Origin of the sequence: Acetivibrio clariflavus DSM 19732, assembly GCF_000237085.1 — a bacterium.
Taxonomy (GTDB): domain Bacteria; phylum Bacillota; class Clostridia; order Acetivibrionales; family Acetivibrionaceae; genus Acetivibrio; species Acetivibrio clariflavus.
Genome location: NC_016627.1, coordinates 1759807 through 1780872 on the forward strand (window position 1 = coordinate 1759807; position 21066 = coordinate 1780872).

Here is a 21066-nt window from a genome sequence, read left to right on the forward strand (position 1 = left end):
AGGAGAAAGATGTAAATGATAGAAAAGAAAGATGATTTTATCAGAGAAATACTTAGTATATCACAGAGTGTTGTGGAAAAAGAAAAAGTTGATTATAATGTAGAAAAGTTTAAAGAAAGTTTTTTTAGACAATCATCTCATTCACCAGAAAACTTAGAAAGCATGAATTATATAGAATATGGTGCTGTAAGAATTAAATATCTAGGAAATCGCAGAGTATTTGGACTGAAAGTAAAAGATAAAGATATCTTACTGTCAGACATCATTTACTTTCTTGAAAGTGATGAAATATGTAGAATAATTAAAAATGAGTTTCCTGAGCTTACAGTTAAGGAGATCGAAGCAGTCCAGCGTGTTTTTACAATAATTATGTCAGGATTAGAGTGCTTAGAATTAGATGATTAAACATATTAAATTAACACATTAAATTAGGGTAGGAATAAAAACCTACCTTTTTGTATTTCTCCTTTGGGCATTTCGTAAGCGGTGGAACAAATACCGTAGTGTAAAGTAACCGTCAAATAGATCATCACATAGTAAAATGGTTGCATAGTTGATACAATCACTGTAAAAAAGAATAAACGGAGTGATTGTATGGACATGGAAAAAGTAACAACTGAACAACAATTATCTAGGTGGGCACAATTAATACAAAACCGGCTTGAAAGTGGGCAAAGTATCAAAGAGTTTTGCCGAACGAATGGAGTAAGCAAAGCTACATACTACTATTGGCAAAAGAAAGTCAGTGAAGCAAAGTGTACAGTAGTTGAAGAAGTAAAAGAATCCAAAATCGAAGTACCAAGTGGATGGATGCAGCTTGCATCGAAACCGGTGTACCCTGCAAAAGCTACACTGGAAATTAAAATTAATGGCTGTAATGTCACTGTAAATACGGAAACAGACTTAGAATTATTGAAAAAAGTTTGCCAGGTGTTGATGTCGTTATGATAAGATGGAATGAAAAACCAGTGTATCTTTGCTGTAGATATACGGATATGAGGAAATCTATCAACGGATTAATAACACTGGTACAAGAAAGTTTCTCACTTGATCCGTTTATGAATGCACTGTTTGTGTTCTGTAACAGAAATAGAAACAGGATAAAAATCCTTGAATGGGATGGAGATGGGTTTTGGCTGTACTTTAAGAGGCTAGAACGAGGGCGATTTCGCTGGCCAACAGAAGAAGATTCAACCACAATGCTTCTTGATGTAAACGAATTAGCTTGTCTTATTGATAGTGCCAGATTAGAGAAAAAGCTCAGGAGAAAGGAAGTTTTAGAGCGTCAAATTTCGTAAGAAGAAATTCAAAAAAAGGATCAAAAAGCTGGATTTAATGTAATTTTTATGGTAATATTATCCCATGAAGAGACAAGAAATTTCAGTAGAAAAATTACTTAATATAATTGAAGAAAAGGAACGAAGGATAGCTGAATTGGAACAACAAGTCCAATGGTTTATGGAACAAATACGCCTTTCAAAGCATAAACAATTCGGTGTATCCAGTGAACAAACAAAGATTGAACAAATCAATCTTTTTAATAATGAAGAGGAAGAGACTCATAATTTAGCTATTACCGAGCAAGAAAGGATAGAAGTAAAAGCTCATTACCGTAAGAGAACACGTCTAACAACAGATAAACTTCCTGAAGATTTACCGGTGGAGGTAATAGAGCACAAGTTACCCGAAAAGGGATGTATTTGCCAGGAATGCGGTAGTGAATTGCATACAATGGGAAAGGAAACTCGTGATGAGTTGAAGATTATTCCGGCAAAAGCGGTAATAGTGCGTCATATTAGGCATGTTTATTCATGCCGGAACTGTGAAAAAACATCCGACCATACTTCCATTGTAAAGGCAGATATACCGGAACCGGTCATAAAGGGAAGTTTTGCATCTCCTGAGACAATTGCCCATATAGCTACACAAAAATTCATGATGGGGTCTCCCTTATATCGTCAGGAGCAGGAATGGAAACAAAATGGCATTGAGATATCAAGGCAGACAATGTCAAATTGGTTGATAAAAGCCTGTGAGAATTGGCTGGAACCGATATATGAGGAGATGAAGAAACGGCTGTGTGAGCATGAGGTACTGCATGCAGATGAAACAGTGGTACAGGTGCTAAAAGAACCAGGGAAGGCGGCACAGTCGAAGAGTTACATGTGGCTGTACCGAACGAGCGGGGAGGCAAAACATCAGATAATACTTTATGACTACCAGCCGGACAGAAAACATATACATCCGGAGGAATTTCTAAAAGAATTTAGTGGATATTTACATGCAGACGGATATAACGGGTATTACAAGCTGCCCGAAAAATTACTGTAATAGGTTGTTGGGCCCATGTACGGCGAAAGTTTTTTGAAGCGATGGAAGCCCTGCCCAAAGAAAAGCAAGCAACATCTAATGCAGCAAAGGGAGTAACATATTGTGATAAACTGTTTCATTTAGAGAAACAGTTTGCATTGCTATGCCCGGAAACCCGGTTAAAAGAACGAGAGAAGCAATCAAAGCCTATCATAGATGAATTTTATGATTGGATAAGAAATTAAATGTACTACCCAAAACCCATCTGGGTAAAGCAGTACAATATGCGCAGTCCCAGCGAAAATATCTTGAGAGGTATATACTGGATGGACGATTGGAGATATCAAATAACCGTGCAGAGCGAAGTATAAAGCCTTTCGTAATCGGACGGAAGAATTGGCTTTTCAGTAATACGCCAGGTGGTGCGAGAACGAGCGCGGTGTATTACAGTCTTGTTGAAACAGCAAAAGAGAATGGATTGAATCCTTTTGAATATTTGTCATGGATATTTAGTCAAGCCCCTAATCTAGGGAAGCCTGGTTATGTGAGCACATTTGCTGATTTTCTGCCTGGTAGAATGAAAATACCTGCTAAGGTGTTTATACCGCAATCCAAAAGAACAGAGCCTGAGAAATATGCGTGGGAGGAAGATGAATGAAAGTTGGAAAACATACGATATTTATGATCAAATTTATCACGTATTTTATTAATGGGGGAATAGAGAGGTATTTATTTGATATAGATTATTCTGGTTATGTAATAGAGCATTTTCCATATATGGAGAATGAGAACAGCGAATTAGCAGAAAGATTTGCTTATACTGTGGATCAGGCATATGAACTCGGAACATCTCTTGGTTTGTCAGATGAAGAGTTCAGAATGGAAATTGCCAATGCTTTCAATGAATGGTTGGGTGAAAAAAGACCCAACTTAATTTAGATGCACATAGGTTGTAAAAATTAAAGATTAAGTTTTGGTTGAAAAAGTTTTATCGATTTACAAAACTTTTCCAACCATTTTTATTAATGATTGTGTCATTCATGTGCGGGCCTGTTTGACGCTTACGAAGATTGCAAGGTTCCTGCAGGAAGATACATATACCGGTGACCCCAATGATCCATTGAGTCTTAATCTTTATACATACGTTAAGAATAATCCTTTAATTTGCTACGACCCAACAGGCCATTTTGCTGAAAAGTTAAGAGATAAGTTTTATAACTGGTTGATGGGAAGTTCAAACACAGAAAAGACAGCTAAAACTGGTGGTGGTTGGGATGCAAATGCCTCGCTAGAAGATATAGAATAATGGGACAGGATTTTTAGTGTTGCAGATGACGCACAAAAATTAAACGAAGAATATGCTAAAGTTAAATACGAAAATTCTGCAGATGAGCGTGAAGAACTTGTAAAGGCTGTAAAAGAATCAGTCTCTATTACAGTAGGATTTACTCCTCTTGATGGAATAAAAGATGCCGCAGACTTTATAGCAGGTAAAGATGTTGTAACAGGCCAAAAAACTAATAGGATAATATTAGGAATAATGATTTTTGCTCCTGAAGCTGTAGACAAGGGACTAAGGAAATATGCAAAAAGCGGAAAAAATGTTGCTGAAGAGTCAGTAGAGAGAATACTAAAGAATAACATTCAGGAGTCATCGGAAGCAGCAGTAAAGAGAGGAATAAAGAATAGTGCTCAAGAGTCGGTTGAAGCAGCAGTAAAGAAAGGAATAAAAAAATCAGATAAATTAGTTGAAGCATCAACTGGTATTAGATTTATAAATAATATTGATGATTTTGGTAAAATTGGCATTCCAGAACTTCCTAAAAATGAAGTGCAAAAGAACTTTCTTGAAGTTACAAGATCGGCCAATAATGTTGGATCAGGAGTTGGTAATAAGTCCGAATTACAACAAATAATAGATAATTTGGATTTAACTAAAGGTGGTTCTCTTGGTAATGTAGATAACTGGGATTATGTAAATTCATCATTTCAAAATAAAATTTTGAATAGTGTTCCTAATCTTGAAAAATTTAAAGATAGAACAGTAGCAGTTATTGGACATAGGGATTCAATAATTCCTTTTCAGCAAACTAGACGATTAAATAATAAAATAAATGTCTTTAAGGCAAATAAATTTGGTCCAGGTGGATGGACTGCAGAAAAAAACCTTCAGTGGATAAAAGAAGTCGTAGAAAACAGTGAAGTTGTTTATTTTGCATCTCAGAAACTAAATTCAGGGTTCAGTTGGACAAGAGAAGAAATAAAGTATTTACTTGATTGTGGATATAGACAGGTAGGAAGTTATTTTCTACCACCAAGGTAAGAAAGGAGAAATATGATGGACATAAATAACTTATTGCCCCAAATTTATATAGACTTAAATAAAAAAGGATATACAGACTTGAATAACTTTATATCATTTGATAACATCAATCAGAACTATTTGTGGTTTATAGACTTAATATGGCTTTCACATGATGAAATTCTAAAAAAAGAAAGTTTTCATAATATAAATATGATACCCTTTGCATATACAAATGGTGGTGACTATTGGTGTTTTGATCTAAACCATAAAGATTGTATGCCAATAGTGTGTTGCTATCATGATGGAAAAGCAAAGTATTATGCTAAGACTTTAGAAGCTGCGTTGTTTAGACAAATTTTATTGTTTGCAGTTAACGAATTTACAGATAGTGATATTACAGATAAAGATAGCATCGAAATAGGAAAGCAGATTATATGTAATTGGATAAGTAAGCTAAGAGATTATTTCCCAAAGGAATGGATTTCAGAATTAAACAATATTGTTAACAATAAAGATTATGAAGAGGTTAGTCCAGGGCATTTTTCAATAATTTCTAAAAATAAATATGATGAGCTGATAAAAAAATATATTGATTTTGAACTGTTAGATAAAAAATTTGTTTGGATTAATGGTGCTGATGATGTGACAAAATTTTATTATTAAACATATTAAAGGATTTTAATGTGGGATGATGCTATTAAGATTGCTGTACCTAAAAAATACGTAAGCGTCAAAGTGTGTCCTGAAGATGAAATTGCGACAAAAGGAGGGGGAATAAACGCAATGAATCATGCTTTGTAGGAGATGAGAGTAGGCCTCTCGAAATCGGTATTCAGGTGCAGGTTTCAAACTGCCTGTAGGTGCTGCAGTCAAAAGCTGTGGTATTGAGCGTTACAGGAAAAGGTTGATGAATCAATCAAGTGCGTACCAGGAAGCTGAATGAAAATGAACAATCGAGGAAGCGTCGTTAATACGTAAATACAGTCGAAACCGGGTGTTTTTGACCACGCGGGATAAATCTGAAGGGAACCTGATTACTGTTCAGATGGCTGTCGGCGTAGAGATTGCAGGAGCTTGGTACAGGCTCTTACAAGGAACAGGAGAAGTCTGTGCTCTAATGTAAAGTGAAAAATCCAAGCGAAGGAATGACAAGGATGAAAGTAGCGATGTAGAGCATAGATGCGGAAGAATTCGTAGTAGTGTAGAAGTTACTGTAATGGTAATAGAGCGAAGGGATTCTGTTATCTATACTTCAGAATTTAAACAACCAGAAATGGGAGGATTGAATGGAAGAAGGAAAGTCGTTTGAGATTTCACGACATCAAGTCCTGGAAGCATACAAACGTGTAAAAGCGAATCATGGTGCAAGTGGAGTTGATGGTGCATTAACTTTGAAAACTTTGAAAATGACTTGAAGAACAACCTATACAAGCTATGGAACAGGATGTCATTAGGTAGCTGTTTTCAAAAAGCAGTTAAGAAAATTGAAATTCCAAAGAAAAACGGGAAGAAAAGGTTACTGGGGATACCAACTATAGAAGACAGAGTAACACAAATGATCGTCCATATGAGCTTTGAGCAGTTAGTTGAACATATTTTGTAACGATTCATATTGATATAGGCCAAACCGTTCAGCAATTGAAGCTGTAGCAGTAACTAGGGAAAGATGCTGGAAAAGCCATGGGTATTGGAATTTGACATCAAAGGATTATTTGACAATATCGATCATGAATTATTAATTAGGGCTGTAAGAAAGCATACAAACAACGAATGGATTATCTTGTATATTGAGAGATTTCTAAAAGCAGTAATAAAAATGCCAGACGGGACAACACAGCGAAGGAAATGTGGAACACCACAAGGTGGAGTAATAAGTCCGGTTTTAGCAAATCTCTTTATGCACTATGCATTTGACATGTGGATGAAGAGGGAATTTCCAGAGAATGAATGGGTAAGGTATGCAGATGATGGAATAATACACTGCAGAACAAAAGAAGAAGCGGAATATATTTTAGGAAAACTAAAAGAACGAATGCTTAAATGTAAACTTGAGATACAGCCGGAAAAGACTCGCATTGTATATTGTAGAAGTGACAAAAATACAGAAAGACACGAGCACGAATCCTTTGATTTTCTTGGGTATACCTTCAGGAGAAGGTTAGTCAAGAGCAAGTATGGCAACTTCTTCAATGCATTTACTCCGGCAGTCAGCAAAGAAGCAAGTTAAAAGTTTAGGGATAGGATAAGAGAAATAAGAAGGAACAACAAAATAGTATCCATAGAAAAGCTTGCGGAAGAAATGAATCCAGTAATACGGGGTTGGGCTAACTACTTTTCAAAATTTTGTTCAAGGGAAGCAATAAAAGTATTAAATTATGTGAATCTCTCATTAATCAAGTGGTGTAGGAAAAAGTATAAAAGAATTAGAGGAAGTAAAGGAAAAGCATATAGATATCTGGCACGTCTAGCAAAATCTAAATCTGATTTATTCTACCACTGGAAAATAGGGATACGTCCGACGATTGGATAACAAGAGCCGTATGATAGGAGATTATCACGTACGGTTCCGTGAGAAACTCGGGGTGAAATTCCCCGGGTTTACTCGACTACTGTACACCTAGTATTAATGCAATTATCATGAGATAATCAGCTCAAAAAGGAGGAATTTATCTCATGACAAAAGAAGAACTAAAAGACTATTATTACTCATTGAGTCCAAGAGATGCACTGGCCTTTAACCTTAAGAATCTTAGAAATATTTATAAACAGAATGGATTATATAAAGAAATGCTTCCATATTTGAGACAATTTGCAATAGAATACCGTAAATATCAACCAAGTTGGTTCATAAAACAGAAAAGGAGATAAAAAAATGGATGTAAATACTTATATTAAAGATCTTCAAAAAAATAAATTACTTAGAACCCAGGAAGAATGTGAGGCATTTGATAATGCACTGGAAAAGTTGTTGAATTACCAAAGTAAGGAAATATTGGAAGATTTATTCTTGGTCTTTGATGATTCGGCAAAAGAAGAAGAGGTTATGTTTGGTTTGATTCACTTTTTAGAGGATTATGAAATGAACACATACTTAAATGGATTAGCAAAATCGTTACCTAAGATGTTGCAAAACGCTAAAGAATGGGTGCTTATTTTAAATAAGCGAATATTGAATAGTGAGCAATATAGAAACGCTTATGCTGAAATTATTAAAGTTATGGAAGAACAATACAAAAAACTTATTATTAATTTAATGAATGAAATTAAGCTAGATAATCCTAAAAAATTTGAAAGTTTAGTAAACGATTTTATTAGTAAAATTGGTTGATATTAAAAAAAGCCGGATTCAGTAATATTTCCGGCTTTTTTTGGTTCGCCGGACGTAGCTAATAACTAGGCGGTGAAAGTCCGCTATGTACTTGATAGGGGGAATCTTCCAAATTCTCGTAAATGCTCTGAACTTTAAAACCTCACTGATGTAATACTTGGGATTGAAACGGTTGTAAACTTTCTAGCTGAAGATACTTTTAAAAGTAACATTACCTTCACGGCAAACGTCAAATAAAGTACAATTAGCTTAGAGATATTTGTCATGAGATAATAGACTCAAAAATGTGAAATTAATCTCAAAACAGAAGGAGAATAAAGGTAACCGTCAAAGTGTGTCATGAAGATGAAATTGCGATAAAAGGAGGGAGAATAAACGCAATTAATTATGCTTTGTAGTAGATGAGAGTAGAACTCTCGAAATCGGCATTCAGGTGCAGGTTTCAAACTGCCTGTTGGTGCTGCAGTCAAAAGCTGTGGTATTGAGCGAAATAGGAAAAGGTTGATGAATCAATCAAGTGCGTCCTAAGAAGCTGAATTAAAATGAACAATCTAAGAAGCGTCGTTCAAAACTAGGCGATTTTGACCACATGGGATAAATCTGAAGGAAACCTGATTACTGCTCAGATGGCTGTGGGCGTAAAGGTTGTAGGAGCTTGGCGTAGGCTCATTCAAATGGAAAATATTATGGGTGAATTCGCTCTGACTGAAAAAGCTTGCGAAGAAATAATTGATGCAGCAAGAAAATCGTTTCTTGCGACGATATTAATATTGTGTTAAGAATTGAATAAATGCACTTCGATTTTGGAAAACATATCTATTGATCTTGGTATAAAATTGAACTTAAGTAAAACTGGGAGGTCTTTACGTGTAGCTGTTCCTGCCTGTGGAAAGAATTTCTGAGCCAGTAGTAAATTTTATTAAATGTAAAATTAAAACTGAGCAATGCAAAGTACAGTTTATTACTACAAGATTATGTATGTAGCATTTGCATTAGAATTAAAAGAAATATATTTACCTTACGACAAATTGGAAATAATATAGTTCATGCCTTACTTAACAGATAAACGATAGTATCAGTAAACTTTGATAGACAAATACTATAAAAGATTAGATATATAAATGCAGAATTTGCGCATAATATGGAGTTTAATATGAATATTGTTTTATGCTGAGTACTAAGGAGGTAATTAAATGGGATTTAGATATAGAAAAAGTATAAATTTAGGCGGCGGCTTTAGGATTAACTTAAGCAAATCTGGAATAGGTTATAGTTGGGGTGTTAAGGGTTATCGAATAACTAAGACTGCAAAAGGAAATACCCGGAGAACAGCATCTATTCCCGGTACCGGTATTTCTTATGTGCAAGAAAGTGGGAAAAACAATGGTGCAAGATCAAACAGAGGAGTCAATCCTGCTTCACCCAGACAAATGCCTGCTATTGACAATAACCATTATGATACTCAAAATATAGTAAACAATACTGCGAACGTAATGGTGTCTGCAGGATTGGAAGATATGCTGGCAAGGGCAAGCAGAACACTCAAATTAAACAAATTTGCAAACATTGGTTTTTGGGTGACTTTCATTTTAGGGTTCGGTTTTCAAGTTTTACTTTTGTTTGCTGCTGCATTTTTGATTCTTAAAATCTTTGTTCGTACAAAAGGAACAATTGCTTTGGACTATAGTATTGACCCTGATCAGCAATCCATTGTTGATGACAGAATGAACCCTGTGATAAAAATTACTGAATGTGAAAAGGTTTGGAGAATAATGCAAACAAGCAGAGTAATTGATAAAAAATATGCTTCAGGAGCAAGCAATACAATAAAAAGAACAGCTTGTAAAGCATCCACAAAAGCACCTTTCCCATTCAAAGCAAACTTGCGAGTTGCATCTTTCAAAACCGGAAAAGAAACATTACTTTTTTTGCCGGACAAATTGATTATAATGCAAGGTAGTAAGATAGGTGCACTTAATTATAATGATATTATAATTTCTAAACATACAACTCGTTTTATTGAAAGCGAAGGTGTTCCGAAAGATACGCAAATAGTCGGACAAACGTGGAAATATGTTAACAAGTCCGGTGGCCCTGACAAACGTTTTAAAGATAATAGGCAATTACCTATTTGCTTGTATGGAGAACTTGAACTTACTTCATTATTAGGCTTAAACACAGTAATTATGTATTCTAATCCGCAGGTATGAATTATAATGATAATAATGACTGTTAAAAATTGAGGACAGGATATTTTGAAAATTGGTATCATTTAAGGCATATACCTTGTAAGCAAATAAGTTTATTGCATATCGAATCATTGAGGTAGAGATTAAAATCAAAGGTTTTCGACTTTCGGCAGTATAACCGATTGATTGAAACCTTTTTTCAACTTTATGGATTGATATGTTACATAAAATTATATGTAAGTATAAGATTTTTTGCCTATTATTTGAAGTAAAATACAGGAAATATAAATGATTCTTTGCGGCAAAATTTATGCAATTCTTCTCTAGCAATTCAATTCAAGTTGGAAAAGCTATTAATAAGTATTGATATCGGATACTTTTTGTAAACTGTTTTTCCAAACTAATTGCTTTATCCGTTCTTTTGATAGTGTTGATATTAAATTTTTACCTTAATAAAGTTTAAAAGCTTTCTATTTATCATGTTGTATTTTCCTACTATTTTTATTACATAAACAGTTATATTGTTCTTAATAACTGGCATATATAAATAAAGATTGCAAAATATATGTTGAAATTCTAACTATTATATGATATTTTTTAAAATGAATTGCACTATATAACAATATATTACTACAATTGCACATAATGATTATAAATCAACTTTCGCAGGAAACAACTGATAGCTTTGCCTTGATATGAACAGGCAAACAAGTGACAAAGTAGTTGAGAAACTCGTTGACTGTTTCCTTTGTCAAAAGCAGTTTTTCCTGTAAAGTAGTTTTTAAAGCCTCTATTATAAGCTGCAGTGCCTCATGGAATTTAATGTCCTCAAGTTCATCGCAGCAATAGTAGAACAAAGTACCAATAGTGCGTAAATCAGTATTATTGCGGTTCTCAACCGCTAACATAATGTACCTTGAAAAAACAATAGTTGTATGGGCAACCATCATATCATAAGAACGACCTTGAAATTCCTTAGCCAGCTTAAGGTATGACTTACACATCTTGAAGAATACCTCTATGTCCCAGCGTTTTCCGTATATCCTGATTATCTCTGTTTCGGGAAGACTAGTATCTGTAGATATGAGAGCTAGCCATTTACTCTTGTTTCTTCGGTCACGGACAAAGACAATTTTTGCCGGAATGTGGTTTCCTTCTTTATCGTGTAATTCTACCATAACTGAAGCAAGGTATTTTGATCTTCCTCTACGTTTCCTGACAGTTCGGTATATCTCTCTCAATGATTTTTTTTCACCATTGAAGTTATAGTAAATCTTGGGAGTATCCTTTACCATAGCTATCACATTAAGATTCATCTTACAAATTTTGATAATAGTAGCCGGAAAGGAGAACCAACTGTCAAATAAAACATATTTTGCTTTAATACCGGTAGCAACTGCTTGTTCCAGCATAGACAGAGCAGATTCCGGTGAAGTGGCTAAGGCATTCTGTCGGCGTTTAAAACCAACGGTTCTTTTATCTATAGTATTTTTCGCTGGATTAATGCAAACCCTTGGATTTGTTGAACTTAAAAGGTTGAAGGCCACAGGAATAAATGAATTACCGTCTGTCCAACCAAGTGTAAGCATACGAAAGCCTTTTTTATTCTTATTGCCGTCAGCATGATCTTTGACCCAACTTAAAAGCTCAACTGACTTGCTTCTTGTCCTACTGTAGAAGGAATCGTCAATTACAAAGGCATCAACCCGTTCATCTGACGTTAATCTATCGATATGATGATTTATGACCTTTGCAGAAAGCAAATATAAAAATCTTTGCCAGTTGATATGTATGGAATTTAAGAATCTGTAGACCACATCCCTTGCAAATGGTATATCAAAGCTTTCTGCTTTATAGTTCATAAACAGATTTTTGCCTGTAAAAACAAGTTCAAACAGTACTTTGAATACCGTAAGACAAGGAATACCTTTATCTTTATATGCGTTTGACTTTTTTAACAGATAGCCTACAGAAAACATTTTGAAAAAGTTATCAACTGTCAAAGAAAATCTATTTTCTTCCTTAACCTTCTGTGATACAATAGACATGTTCAAGAACCTCCAAATTGTCGATTTAATAGGGTTTGGGTACTTCTATTATATCACATAGAAGGGGGTTCTTGTACTTTTTTATTGCCCAAATCTATTGATTTTTCAATGTTCAGTGCACATTATTCACGTGCGAAAGTTGATTTATAATTTATAACAACTTGTTTTTATATTATGTTTTTACATAGATGTTCTATATATAAACTTGTCAATAGTCATTAATTTATTTTGTGGTCTGATTTCTGTAATCTAATTTTTGTATGTTTTTTGAAGTGCCCAGATTGAGAAATTTAAAATTAAATATATAGATAAAACCTGAAAGCAAATAAAATCACCAATAGAAAGAGAGAAAAAATAAACACTAAAGTAATGGCAGCTGGAAGTAATAAAATTTATTTTAATTATAAAATATAAAGGAGGAGTTAAAATGGTTTTAAAGAAAGGCTTTACCAAGTTTTTGAGCTTTACGCTGTCATGTGCTATGTTTTTTAGCATGATGACAAGTGTTAAGCTGCCAGCATTAGCAGCCGACACTGAGGTCGTAAATCTCGTCAACAATGGAGACATGGAGGACGGAACAAACTGGTGGTATCCTAATGGTACTGGTGAATGTTCTATAGAATCTGTGTCTGACGAGAAACATGGCGGTAATTTCAGTTTAAAGGTAACAGGCAGAACAGATGCTTGGAATGGTGCTGCTCAAAACCTTGTTAATAGCTTGGCACAAAAACCGGTAGCCGGAAGGGAATACTATGCAGCTGCCTGGGTTATGTTTAATGAGGGTGATGCACCTGAAAATGTTGAATTTGTATTGAGTATGAGAACTACAAAGGATAATGCGAATCCTGTATTTGAAAATATAGCAAGTCTAAAGGTAAAAAAGGGAGAATGGACTTTAATCGAAGGTAATCACAGAATTCCAGGAGATTCACTTGTTGATAAAGATGTTCATCTCTATATGGAAACTAGAGGAGAAAGTGGAAAATATGTAGATTTTTATTTGGATGATGTGGTATTTATACCATTAGAAGACGATGTTATAAACTATGATTTTGATCCGACTTTAACACCGCTTCGCAGTGTATGGGATGAATATTTCCCGTTAGGTATTGCTGTAAGACCTGATCAGGTTGAATCAGAAGTATACAGCGAATATATCAAACACCACTACTCCGGTTTGGTTGCAGAAAACTGCATGAAACCAGAAGCTATACAACCTAAAGAAGGTGTATTTACATTTGATGATGCAGATAAAGTAGCTAATTTTGCAAAAGAAAATGATATTACTTTGAGAATGCATACCCTTGTATGGCATAGTCAGGTTCCCGATTGGTTCTTTGAAGATCCCGATGATCCAACCAAGCCAGCTACAGGGGAAAAGTTATTGGAAAGAATGAAAACTCATATCGATACTACTATGGAGCATTTCCATTCTATAGGTGTTCAAATAGATACATACGATGTTGTAAATGAAGTTATCTCCGATGGTGAAGGACTTAGAGATTCAAAATGGAAGCAAATAGTTGGAGATGCTGATGGAGACGGATTTGAAGATGATTATATCCTTGCTGCTTTCAGATATGCATTCCAAAAAGCTAATGAATTAGGTGATGATAAGGTAAAATTCTGTATAAATGATTACAGTATTGAGTCAAATACTAAAAAACTTGATACTATGTATGAATTAGTTCAAAGAATACTCGAAGTAGCTGAAGAAGAAGGTATATCAAAAGACAGAATAGTTGTTGGTTTCCAGATGCATATTAACATGTACGGACCTTCAATCGGACAGATTAGAAAATCACTAGAGAAATTTGAAGGTATGGGAGTTAAAGTTCAGGTAACCGAGCTTGACGTTTCAGTTTACAAATCCAGTGATGAACCTGCAAAAGCACCTACTGAGGAAATATTATTGCAGCAAGCTAAGACATACAAAGACTTGTTTAATGTTTTCAAAGAATTGTCCGAAAGAGGACTTTTAGACTCAGTTACATTGTGGGGAGGCGACGACAGATCGTCATGGCTGAATGACTTCCCTGTTCAAAACAGAGGAGATTATCCGCTCTTGTTCGATAAAAATCTCAAAGCAAAACCTGCTTACATAGCATTAACCGATCCTGACAGTTTACCGGTTTACAGACAGCAGATAATTGCTGTAAAAGGCACACCTGATATAGGAACTGATTATGTTGATAAATTATGGTATACTATTTCTTTTACTGATATAAATCAAGTTGTATATACTTCGGTAGACAAAGCTGATGTTAACACAGTAGGAATTAAATTGATGTGGGATGAAGACAATCTCTACATACTTTCACAAGTGAAAGATAATACACCTAATGCAAAGGACAGTCTGGAAATATTCCTGGACACTGATCTTGACAATTCCGGTGATATTAAGCATTTTATTCTGAGCAGAAACAATGATGAGATTGAAGATATTGCTTACTATGTGAAATCAAGCGATGACGGTTATACAGTTCAAGCAGCTATTTCTATAGCAGATTTGAATCCTAAAAAAGAAATGAAATTTGGAATTGATTTCAGAGTTAATGATTATGATTCCGAAGGCAATTTATCATCACAAGTGGTATGGAATGATTACAAAAATGAACTGGTTGAAGATAATTTCGGGTATGTTGTGCTCGATAAAAATGCAAAACTTCTGAACGTGAAATATGGAACTCCTGAAATTGACGGTGAAATTGACGATATTTGGGTAAGTGCTGAAGAAGCTAAGACAGATGTTTGGGTAAGCGGCACAAAGGGTTCAACAGCTAAATTCAGAACTTTATGGGATGAAAATTACCTATATGTTCTGGCAGAAGTAACAGATCGTCTGTTGACTAAGAAGAGTGCTAATGCTTATGAACAGGATTCTGTAGAGATATTTATAGATCAAAACAATGCCAAAACAACTTATTATGAAGAAGATGATTCCCAGATAAGAATAAATTATGACAATGAAGTTACATTTGATCATGGAAAACTTGAAGGATTTGTTTCAGCTACTAGCCTAACTGAAACCGGATATATTGTGGAAGCAGCAGTACCATTTACTGCTATAAGTCCGGAAGTAGGAGATGTTTTAGGCTTTGACCTCCAGGTTAACAATGATGAAGATGGCGACGGAGTTCGTGACAGCGTTAGCATATGGTGTGATCCGTCAGGACAATCATGGCAGAATGTATCAGGCCTTGGAAATATAATTCTTGATGAAGAAAAGGCTACTGCTAAATTACCTGTAGATGAAAACGGTTTGGATTCAGCTGGAAGAATGGTTGCTTATTTTGGAACACCTATTGTTGACGGTATAGTAGATGAAATATGGAATGAAGCACAAGTGGTTAATCCGCAAATTAGAGTTGGAAATCCTCTTGCCACAGCTACATTTAGGGCTCTATGGGATGATTATGGTTTATATGTTCTTGCAGAAGTAAAAGACAGTGATATGACTTTAGAACCATCAAATCCATATGAGCAGGATTCATTGGAAATATTTATGGACGAAAACAATGATAAAACTGTAGATTACGGCATTGATGATTTACACTTAAGAGTTAACTATGATAATTATCAGACTGCAGACTATGGAAGTGCAGAAAGATTTTACACTAAGACTTCAAAAACAGAAGATGGTTATATTATAGAAGCAAGAATTGAGTTTAAATCCAAACCTTCCAACGGAAAAGTTATGGGATTTGATTTACAGATAAACGATGGAAAAGGTACTAGCAGAATCGGTACTATTAATATTTTTGATGCTACAGGCAACGCATGGCAAGATACTACGAAATTTGGAGAAATTGTACTTGCTGGTAAAGCAAAAGGTGCAAAAACAGGATTGAATCCTTACAATTTGCTCAACCTGATTATTACTGCAAAAAATCTTGATTATAGCATATACAAAAATAAAGAAGTAGTTTTTGATGCTATAAAAGTTGCTGAAGAAGTTCTGGCAAAAGAAGATGTTACTCAAGAAGAAATCGATGAACAATATAATGCTATTAAAGAAGCTATAGGCAAGCTGGAGTTAACCGATGAAGCTGCTAATGAGAAATGGTTCAAACCTGTTCCTGATGAGTATAGAGGAGAAAGCGACAAACCGGGTACAATCGAGAGATTGGAGTATCAAACAGATAATTATGGAGACGAATTGACTACAAAATATCTTAATGTTTATCTCCCTTATGGTTATGATCCTGATGACAAGGATAAGAAGTATAATATTTTATACTTAATGCATGGTGGCGGCGAAGATGAAAATCTTATATTCGGTGGTCCTGGTGAAAGCAAAGAACTGAAAAGAATAATTGACAACATGATTGCTAAAGGAGATATCGAACCGCTTATTGTAGTTACACCTACTTTCAATGGCGGAGAAAATAATTTGGGAGAAAATGTAGCAAAATTCTATAAGGAATTAATGAAAGATATTATTCCTTTAGTTGAATCAAAATACAACACTTATGCAGAGGACACAACTCTAGAAGCAATAAAGGCTTCCAGGGAACACAGAGCCTTTGGCGGATTCTCTATGGGATCAGTATGTACTTGGTATACATATATTAACTGCCTCGATTATATCAAGTATTACATTCCATTAAGCGGTGACTGTTGGGCATTAAATAGGGATGCCAGCAGCGAAAATGCAAAGGCAACAGCAGAGTTACTGGCAGATGTTGCAAGAGAATCCGGTTATACACCACAGGATTATAAGTTGTTCTGTGCTACAGGTAGCGCAGATATTGCATATCCTAACATGAAACCGCAAATAGATGAATTGAAAAAATTAACTGATGTATTCATCTATTCTTCCGATCCGACAAAAGGAAACCTTTACTTTATGGTATGCGAAGGCGGTACACATGCTTGGAATTTTGTAAATCAATATATTTACAATATATTGCCTGATTTATTCGTAGATACAATTGTAGAACCTACTCCTACACCAACACCAACCGAAACACCAACTGAAACACCAACACCAGCGCCAAGTGAAGTGCCAACTGAAACACCAACACCAGCACCAACTGCAACATCAACTTCAGGAAGCGGTAAAGGCGGTTCTGGCTCCGGTGGTTCTGGTGGAGGCTCAAAACCAGCTACATCAACACCGACTGCAACACCTACTTCAACACCAACTACAGAACCAACTGCAACACCTACTCCAACTACATCTGTAGATGTAACACCGGTGCCTACTACAACAGAAGAAAATAATGAGACAATTCCATCAGCTGGCTTTAGTGATATATCCAATCACTGGGCAAAGGAATTCATATTGAATTTGGTATTAAAGAATATCTTAAAAGGATATGAAGATGGTACAATAAGACCTGACAATAATATTTCAAGAGCTGAACTTGTAACCATGGTAATAAGAGCTATGGGCTTAACTCCATCTGAAAATCCTGTTTTGGATTTTGCCGACAAAGATAGTATTCCTTCATGGGCAGCAGGATATGTAGCACTTGCTAAAGAACACGGCATTGTATCGGGATATGAGGACAATACATTCAGAGCTAATAAGGAATGTACCAGAGAAGAAGCAGTAACCATTATCATGAATGCCTTTAAACTTGGAGAATCGAATAATGAGCTTAAATTTACAGATGCAAAAGATATTTCAAGTTGGGCTTATAAATATGTAGCAAAAGCAGTTGAGGAAGGAATCATCAATGGATATCCTGACAATACATTCAGACCGCGTAAAAATATAACCAGAGCTGAAATAATTACTATATTGTACAACTGCTTGAATAAATAATAGTTTGATATATGTTAATTAAATGATTTGTCTACCCAGCAGTGATTTAGCGCTTTTAGCACTGCTGGGTTTTTTATTTGTAAGCTGAAGTGCTGGGAACAACGAACTACCATGCTGAATCATTAACTTCAATAAAACGTTTTTGAGTATGGTTTTTAAGATATACACTTTTTTGAATTGGTATACATAAATTTTGGTAATTAAGAAGAACTACTATTGTTATCCTCAGGGATTTTTTGTTTATATTGGTTAATGAAAATAAAGAAGGAATATTGAGTTTGTTTATCGAATAATAAATATACATTTCTTATATTCTTAGTACAACAATGTAAGCGTCAAACAGGCCCGCACATGAATGACACAATCATTAATAAAAATGGTTGGAAAAGTTTTGTAAATCGATAAAACTTTTTCAACCAAAACTTAATCTTTAATTTTTACAACCTATGTGCATCTAAATTAAGTTGGGTCTTTTTTCACCCAACCATTCATTGAAAGCATTGGCAATTTCCATTCTGAACTCTTCATCTGACAAACCAAGAGATGTTCCGAGTTCATATGCCTGATCCACAGTATAAGCAAATCTTTCTGCTAATTCGCTGTTCTCATTCTCCATATATGGAAAATGCTCTATTACATAACCAGAATAATCTATATCAAATAAATACCTCTCTATTCCCCCATTAATAAAATACGTGATAAATTTGATCATAAATATCGTATGTTTTCCAACTTTCATTCATCTTCCTCCCACGCATATTTCTCAGGCTCTGTTCTTTTGGATTGCGGTATAAACACCTTAGCAGGTATTTTCATGCTACCAGGCAGAAAATCAGCAAATGTGCTCACATAACCAGGCTTCCCTAGATTAGGGGCTTGACTAAATATCCATGACAAATATTCAAAAGGATTCAATCCATTCTCTTTTGCTGTTTCAACAAGACTGTAATACACCGCGCTCGTTCTCGCACCACCTGGCGTATTACTGAAAAGCCAATTCTTCCGTCCGATTACGAAAGGCTTTATACTTCGCTCTGCACGGTTATTTGATATCTCCAATCGTCCATCCAGTATATACCTCTCAAGATATTTTCGCTGGGACTGCGCATATTGTACTGCTTTACCCAGATGGGTTTTGGGTAGTACATTTAATTTTCTTATCCAATCATAAAATTCATCTATGATAGGCTTTGATTGCTTCTCTCGTTCTTTTAACCGGGTTTCCGGGCATAGCAATGCAAACTGTTTCTCTAAATGAAACAGTTTATCACAATATGTTACTCCCTTTGCTGCATTAGATGTTGCTTGCTTTTCTTTGGGCAGGGCTTCCATCGCTTCAAAAAACTTTCGCCGTACATGGGCCCAACAACCTATTACAGTAATTTTTTCGGGCAGCTTGTAATACCCGTTATATCCGTCTGCATGTAAATATCCACTAAATTCTTTTAGAAATTCCTCCGGATGTATATGTTTTCTGTCCGGCTGGTAGTCATAAAGTATTATCTGATGTTTTGCCTCCCCGCTCGTTCGGTACAGCCACATGTAACTCTTCGACTGTGCCGCCTTCCCTGGTTCTTTTAGCACCTGTACCACTGTTTCATCTGCATGCAGTACCTCATGCTCACACAGCCGTTTCTTCATCTCCTCATATATCGGTTCCAGCCAATTCTCACAGGCTTTTATCAACCAATTTGACATTGTCTGCCTTGATATCTCAATGCCATTTTGTTTCCATTCCTGCTCCTGACGATATAAGGGAGACCCCATCATGAATTTTTGTGTAGCTATATGGGCAATTGTCTCAGGAGATGCAAAACTTCCCTTTATGACCGGTTCCGGTATATCTGCCTTTACAATGGAAGTATGGTCGGATGTTTTTTCACAGTTCCGGCATGAATAAACATGCCTAATATGACGCACTATTACCGCTTTTGCCGGAATAATCTTCAACTCATCACGAGTTTCCTTTCCCATTGTATGCAATTCACTACCGCATTCCTGGCAAATACATCCCTTTTCGGGTAACTTGTGCTCTATTACCTCCACCGGTAAATCTTCAGGAAGTTTATCTGTTGTTAGACGTGTTCTCTTACGGTAATGAGCTTTTACTTCTATCCTTTCTTGCTCGGTAATAGCTAAATTATGAGTCTCTTCCTCTTCATTATTAAAAAGATTGATTTGCTCAATCTTTGTTTGTTCGCCAAGATAACACCGAATTGTTTACGCTTTGAAAGGCGCATTTGTTCCATGAACCATTGGACTTGCTGTTCCAACTCGGCAATCCTGCGATCCTTTTCTTCAATTATACCAAGTAATTTTTCTACTGAAATTTCTTGTCTCTTCATGGGATAATATTACCATAAAAATTACATTAAATCCAGCTTTTTGATCCTTTTTTTGAATTTCTTCTTACGAAATTTGACGCTCTAAAACTTCCTTTCTCCTGAGCTTTTTCTCTAATCTGGCACTATCAATAAGACAAGCTAATTCGTTTACATCAAGAAGCATTGTGGTTGAATCTTCTTCTGTTGGCCAGCGAAATCGCCCTCGTTCTAGCCTCTTAAAGTACAGCCAAAACCCATCTCCATCCCATTCAAGGATTTTTATCCTGTTTCTATTTCTGTTACAGAACACAAACAGTGCATTCATAAACGGATCAAGTGAGAAACTTTCTTGTACCAGTGTTATTAATCCGTTGATAGATTTCCTCATATCCGTTAATCTTCCGCAAAGATACACTGGTTTTTCATTCCATCTTATCATAACGACATCAACACCTGGCAAACTTTTTTCAATAATTCTAAGTCTGTTTCCGTATTTACAGTGACATTACAGCCATTAATTTTAATTTCCAGTGTAGCTTTTGCAGGGTACACCGGTTTCGATGCAAGCTGCATCCATCCACTTGGTACTTCGATTTTGGGTTCTTTTACTTCTTCAACTACTGTACACTTTGCTTCACTGACTTTCTTTTGCCAATAGTAGTATGTAGCTTTGCTTACTCCATTCGTTCGGCAAAACTCTTTGATACTTTGCCCACTTTCAAGCCGGTTTTGTATTAATTGTGCCCACCTAGATAATTGTTGTTCAGTTGTTACTTTTTCCATGTCCAT

General features: G+C 35.5%; 15 protein-coding genes and 4 pseudogenes. 14 read left to right on the top strand and 5 right to left on the bottom strand.

Annotated elements, in window-relative coordinates; translation table 11 throughout:
- Nucleotides 1-15: 15 nt before the first annotated feature.
- From CLOCL_RS07485 to CLOCL_RS07545, 13 genes and pseudogenes are all read left to right on the top strand, one after another.
- A complete protein-coding gene (locus CLOCL_RS07485) occupies nt 16-405 on the top strand; it encodes a hypothetical protein (RefSeq protein WP_014254781.1) in 390 nt (129 codons plus the stop codon).
- A gap of 189 nt (nt 406-594) precedes the next feature.
- Nucleotides 595-948, top strand: a complete 354-nt coding sequence (tnpA, locus tag CLOCL_RS07490) for an IS66 family insertion sequence element accessory protein TnpA (RefSeq protein WP_014254782.1) — start codon at nt 595-597, stop codon at nt 946-948.
- A complete protein-coding gene (gene tnpB / locus CLOCL_RS07495; protein ID WP_014254783.1) occupies nt 945-1298 on the top strand; it encodes an IS66 family insertion sequence element accessory protein TnpB in 354 nt (117 codons plus the stop codon). The genes tnpA (CLOCL_RS07490) and tnpB (CLOCL_RS07495) overlap by 4 nt, the downstream gene beginning before the upstream one ends.
- Nucleotides 1299-1362: 64 nt before the next feature.
- Nucleotides 1363-2968, top strand: a pseudogene (gene tnpC / locus CLOCL_RS07500) (IS66 family transposase).
- A complete protein-coding gene (locus CLOCL_RS07505) occupies nt 2965-3249 on the top strand; it encodes a hypothetical protein (protein ID WP_014253716.1) in 285 nt (94 codons plus the stop codon). Before tnpC (CLOCL_RS07500) ends, CLOCL_RS07505 begins: the two are co-directional and overlap by 4 nt.
- Before the next feature lie 127 nt (nt 3250-3376).
- A pseudogene (locus tag CLOCL_RS23785) lies at nt 3377-3520 on the top strand (RHS repeat-associated core domain-containing protein); the annotation flags it as partial.
- Between the two features lie 222 nt (nt 3521-3742).
- Complete coding sequence (locus CLOCL_RS22845) at nt 3743-4633, top strand: pre-toxin TG domain-containing protein (protein WP_257197661.1); 891 nt, start codon at nt 3743-3745, stop codon at nt 4631-4633.
- Between the two features lie 15 nt (nt 4634-4648).
- Nucleotides 4649-5278 (top strand): SMI1/KNR4 family protein, encoded by a 630-nt coding sequence (locus CLOCL_RS07520; protein WP_014254785.1) that lies wholly within the window; start codon nt 4649-4651, stop codon nt 5276-5278.
- Between the two features lie 623 nt (nt 5279-5901).
- Nucleotides 5902-7145 (top strand): annotated as a pseudogene (ltrA, locus tag CLOCL_RS23940) (group II intron reverse transcriptase/maturase).
- 143 nt (nt 7146-7288) lie between these two features.
- Nucleotides 7289-7483, top strand: a complete 195-nt coding sequence (locus tag CLOCL_RS07530; RefSeq protein ID WP_014254786.1) for a hypothetical protein — start codon at nt 7289-7291, stop codon at nt 7481-7483.
- Between the two features lie 4 nt (nt 7484-7487).
- Nucleotides 7488-7943 carry an Imm30 family immunity protein gene (locus tag CLOCL_RS07535; protein WP_014254787.1) on the top strand — a complete coding sequence of 152 codons (456 nt, stop codon included), beginning with the start codon at nt 7488-7490 and terminating at the stop codon, nt 7941-7943.
- A gap of 581 nt (nt 7944-8524) precedes the next feature.
- Nucleotides 8525-8722 carry a hypothetical protein gene (locus CLOCL_RS07540; RefSeq protein WP_014254788.1) on the top strand — a complete coding sequence of 66 codons (198 nt, stop codon included), beginning with the start codon at nt 8525-8527 and terminating at the stop codon, nt 8720-8722.
- A gap of 414 nt (nt 8723-9136) precedes the next feature.
- Entirely contained in the window at nt 9137-10153 is a 1017-nt protein-coding gene (locus tag CLOCL_RS07545) for a DUF4236 domain-containing protein (protein ID WP_014254789.1), read from the top strand.
- A 635-nt stretch (nt 10154-10788) separates the two neighbouring features.
- Here CLOCL_RS07545 and CLOCL_RS07550 read toward each other — a convergent pair.
- Entirely contained in the window at nt 10789-12180 is a 1392-nt protein-coding gene (locus CLOCL_RS07550; RefSeq protein WP_014254049.1) for an IS4 family transposase, read from the bottom strand.
- A gap of 427 nt (nt 12181-12607) precedes the next feature.
- Between CLOCL_RS07550 and CLOCL_RS22475 the strand changes: the two genes are divergently transcribed.
- Nucleotides 12608-17953 carry a sugar-binding protein gene (locus CLOCL_RS22475; RefSeq protein ID WP_014254790.1) on the top strand — a complete coding sequence of 1782 codons (5346 nt, stop codon included), beginning with the start codon at nt 12608-12610 and terminating at the stop codon, nt 17951-17953.
- Nucleotides 17954-18407: 454 nt separating this feature from the next.
- On the opposite strand, the gene CLOCL_RS07560 is transcribed toward CLOCL_RS22475, so the two are convergent.
- From CLOCL_RS07560 to tnpA (CLOCL_RS07575), 4 genes and pseudogenes are all read right to left on the bottom strand, one after another.
- A complete protein-coding gene (locus CLOCL_RS07560; protein ID WP_014253716.1) occupies nt 18408-18692 on the bottom strand; it encodes a hypothetical protein in 285 nt (94 codons plus the stop codon).
- Nucleotides 18689-20298 (bottom strand): annotated as a pseudogene (gene tnpC, locus CLOCL_RS07565) (IS66 family transposase). Before tnpC (CLOCL_RS07565) ends, CLOCL_RS07560 begins: the two are co-directional and overlap by 4 nt.
- Before the next feature lie 64 nt (nt 20299-20362).
- On the bottom strand, nt 20363-20716 hold the full coding sequence (gene tnpB, locus CLOCL_RS07570) for an IS66 family insertion sequence element accessory protein TnpB (RefSeq protein WP_014253715.1): 354 nt from the start codon (nt 20714-20716) through the stop codon (nt 20363-20365).
- Nucleotides 20713-21066, bottom strand: coding sequence for an IS66 family insertion sequence element accessory protein TnpA (gene tnpA, locus CLOCL_RS07575; protein ID WP_014253714.1), 354 nt, complete (start codon nt 21064-21066; stop codon nt 20713-20715). Before tnpA (CLOCL_RS07575) ends, tnpB (CLOCL_RS07570) begins: the two co-directional genes overlap by 4 nt.

Excerpts from the sequence above, each read along its gene's own strand:
- CLOCL_RS07485 (WP_014254781.1), top strand. The coding sequence starts at position 16 with ATGATAGAAAAGAAAGATGATTTTATCAGAGAAATACTTAGTATATCA.
- tnpA (WP_014254782.1), top strand. The coding sequence starts at position 595 with ATGGACATGGAAAAAGTAACAACTGAACAACAATTATCTAGGTGGGCA.
- tnpB (WP_014254783.1), top strand. The coding sequence starts at position 945 with ATGATAAGATGGAATGAAAAACCAGTGTATCTTTGCTGTAGATATACG.
- CLOCL_RS07505 (WP_014253716.1), top strand. The coding sequence starts at position 2,965 with ATGAAAGTTGGAAAACATACGATATTTATGATCAAATTTATCACGTAT.
- CLOCL_RS07520 (WP_014254785.1), top strand. The coding sequence starts at position 4,649 with ATGGACATAAATAACTTATTGCCCCAAATTTATATAGACTTAAATAAA.
- CLOCL_RS07530 (WP_014254786.1), top strand. The coding sequence starts at position 7,289 with ATGACAAAAGAAGAACTAAAAGACTATTATTACTCATTGAGTCCAAGA.
- CLOCL_RS07535 (WP_014254787.1), top strand. The coding sequence starts at position 7,488 with ATGGATGTAAATACTTATATTAAAGATCTTCAAAAAAATAAATTACTT.
- CLOCL_RS07545 (WP_014254789.1), top strand. The coding sequence starts at position 9,137 with ATGGGATTTAGATATAGAAAAAGTATAAATTTAGGCGGCGGCTTTAGG.
- CLOCL_RS07550 (WP_014254049.1), bottom strand. The coding sequence starts at position 12,180 with ATGTCTATTGTATCACAGAAGGTTAAGGAAGAAAATAGATTTTCTTTG.
- CLOCL_RS22475 (WP_014254790.1), top strand. The coding sequence starts at position 12,608 with ATGGTTTTAAAGAAAGGCTTTACCAAGTTTTTGAGCTTTACGCTGTCA.
- CLOCL_RS07560 (WP_014253716.1), bottom strand. The coding sequence starts at position 18,692 with ATGAAAGTTGGAAAACATACGATATTTATGATCAAATTTATCACGTAT.
- tnpB (WP_014253715.1), bottom strand. The coding sequence starts at position 20,716 with ATGATAAGATGGAATGAAAAACCAGTGTATCTTTGCGGAAGATTAACG.
- tnpA (WP_014253714.1), bottom strand. The coding sequence starts at position 21,066 with ATGGACATGGAAAAAGTAACAACTGAACAACAATTATCTAGGTGGGCA.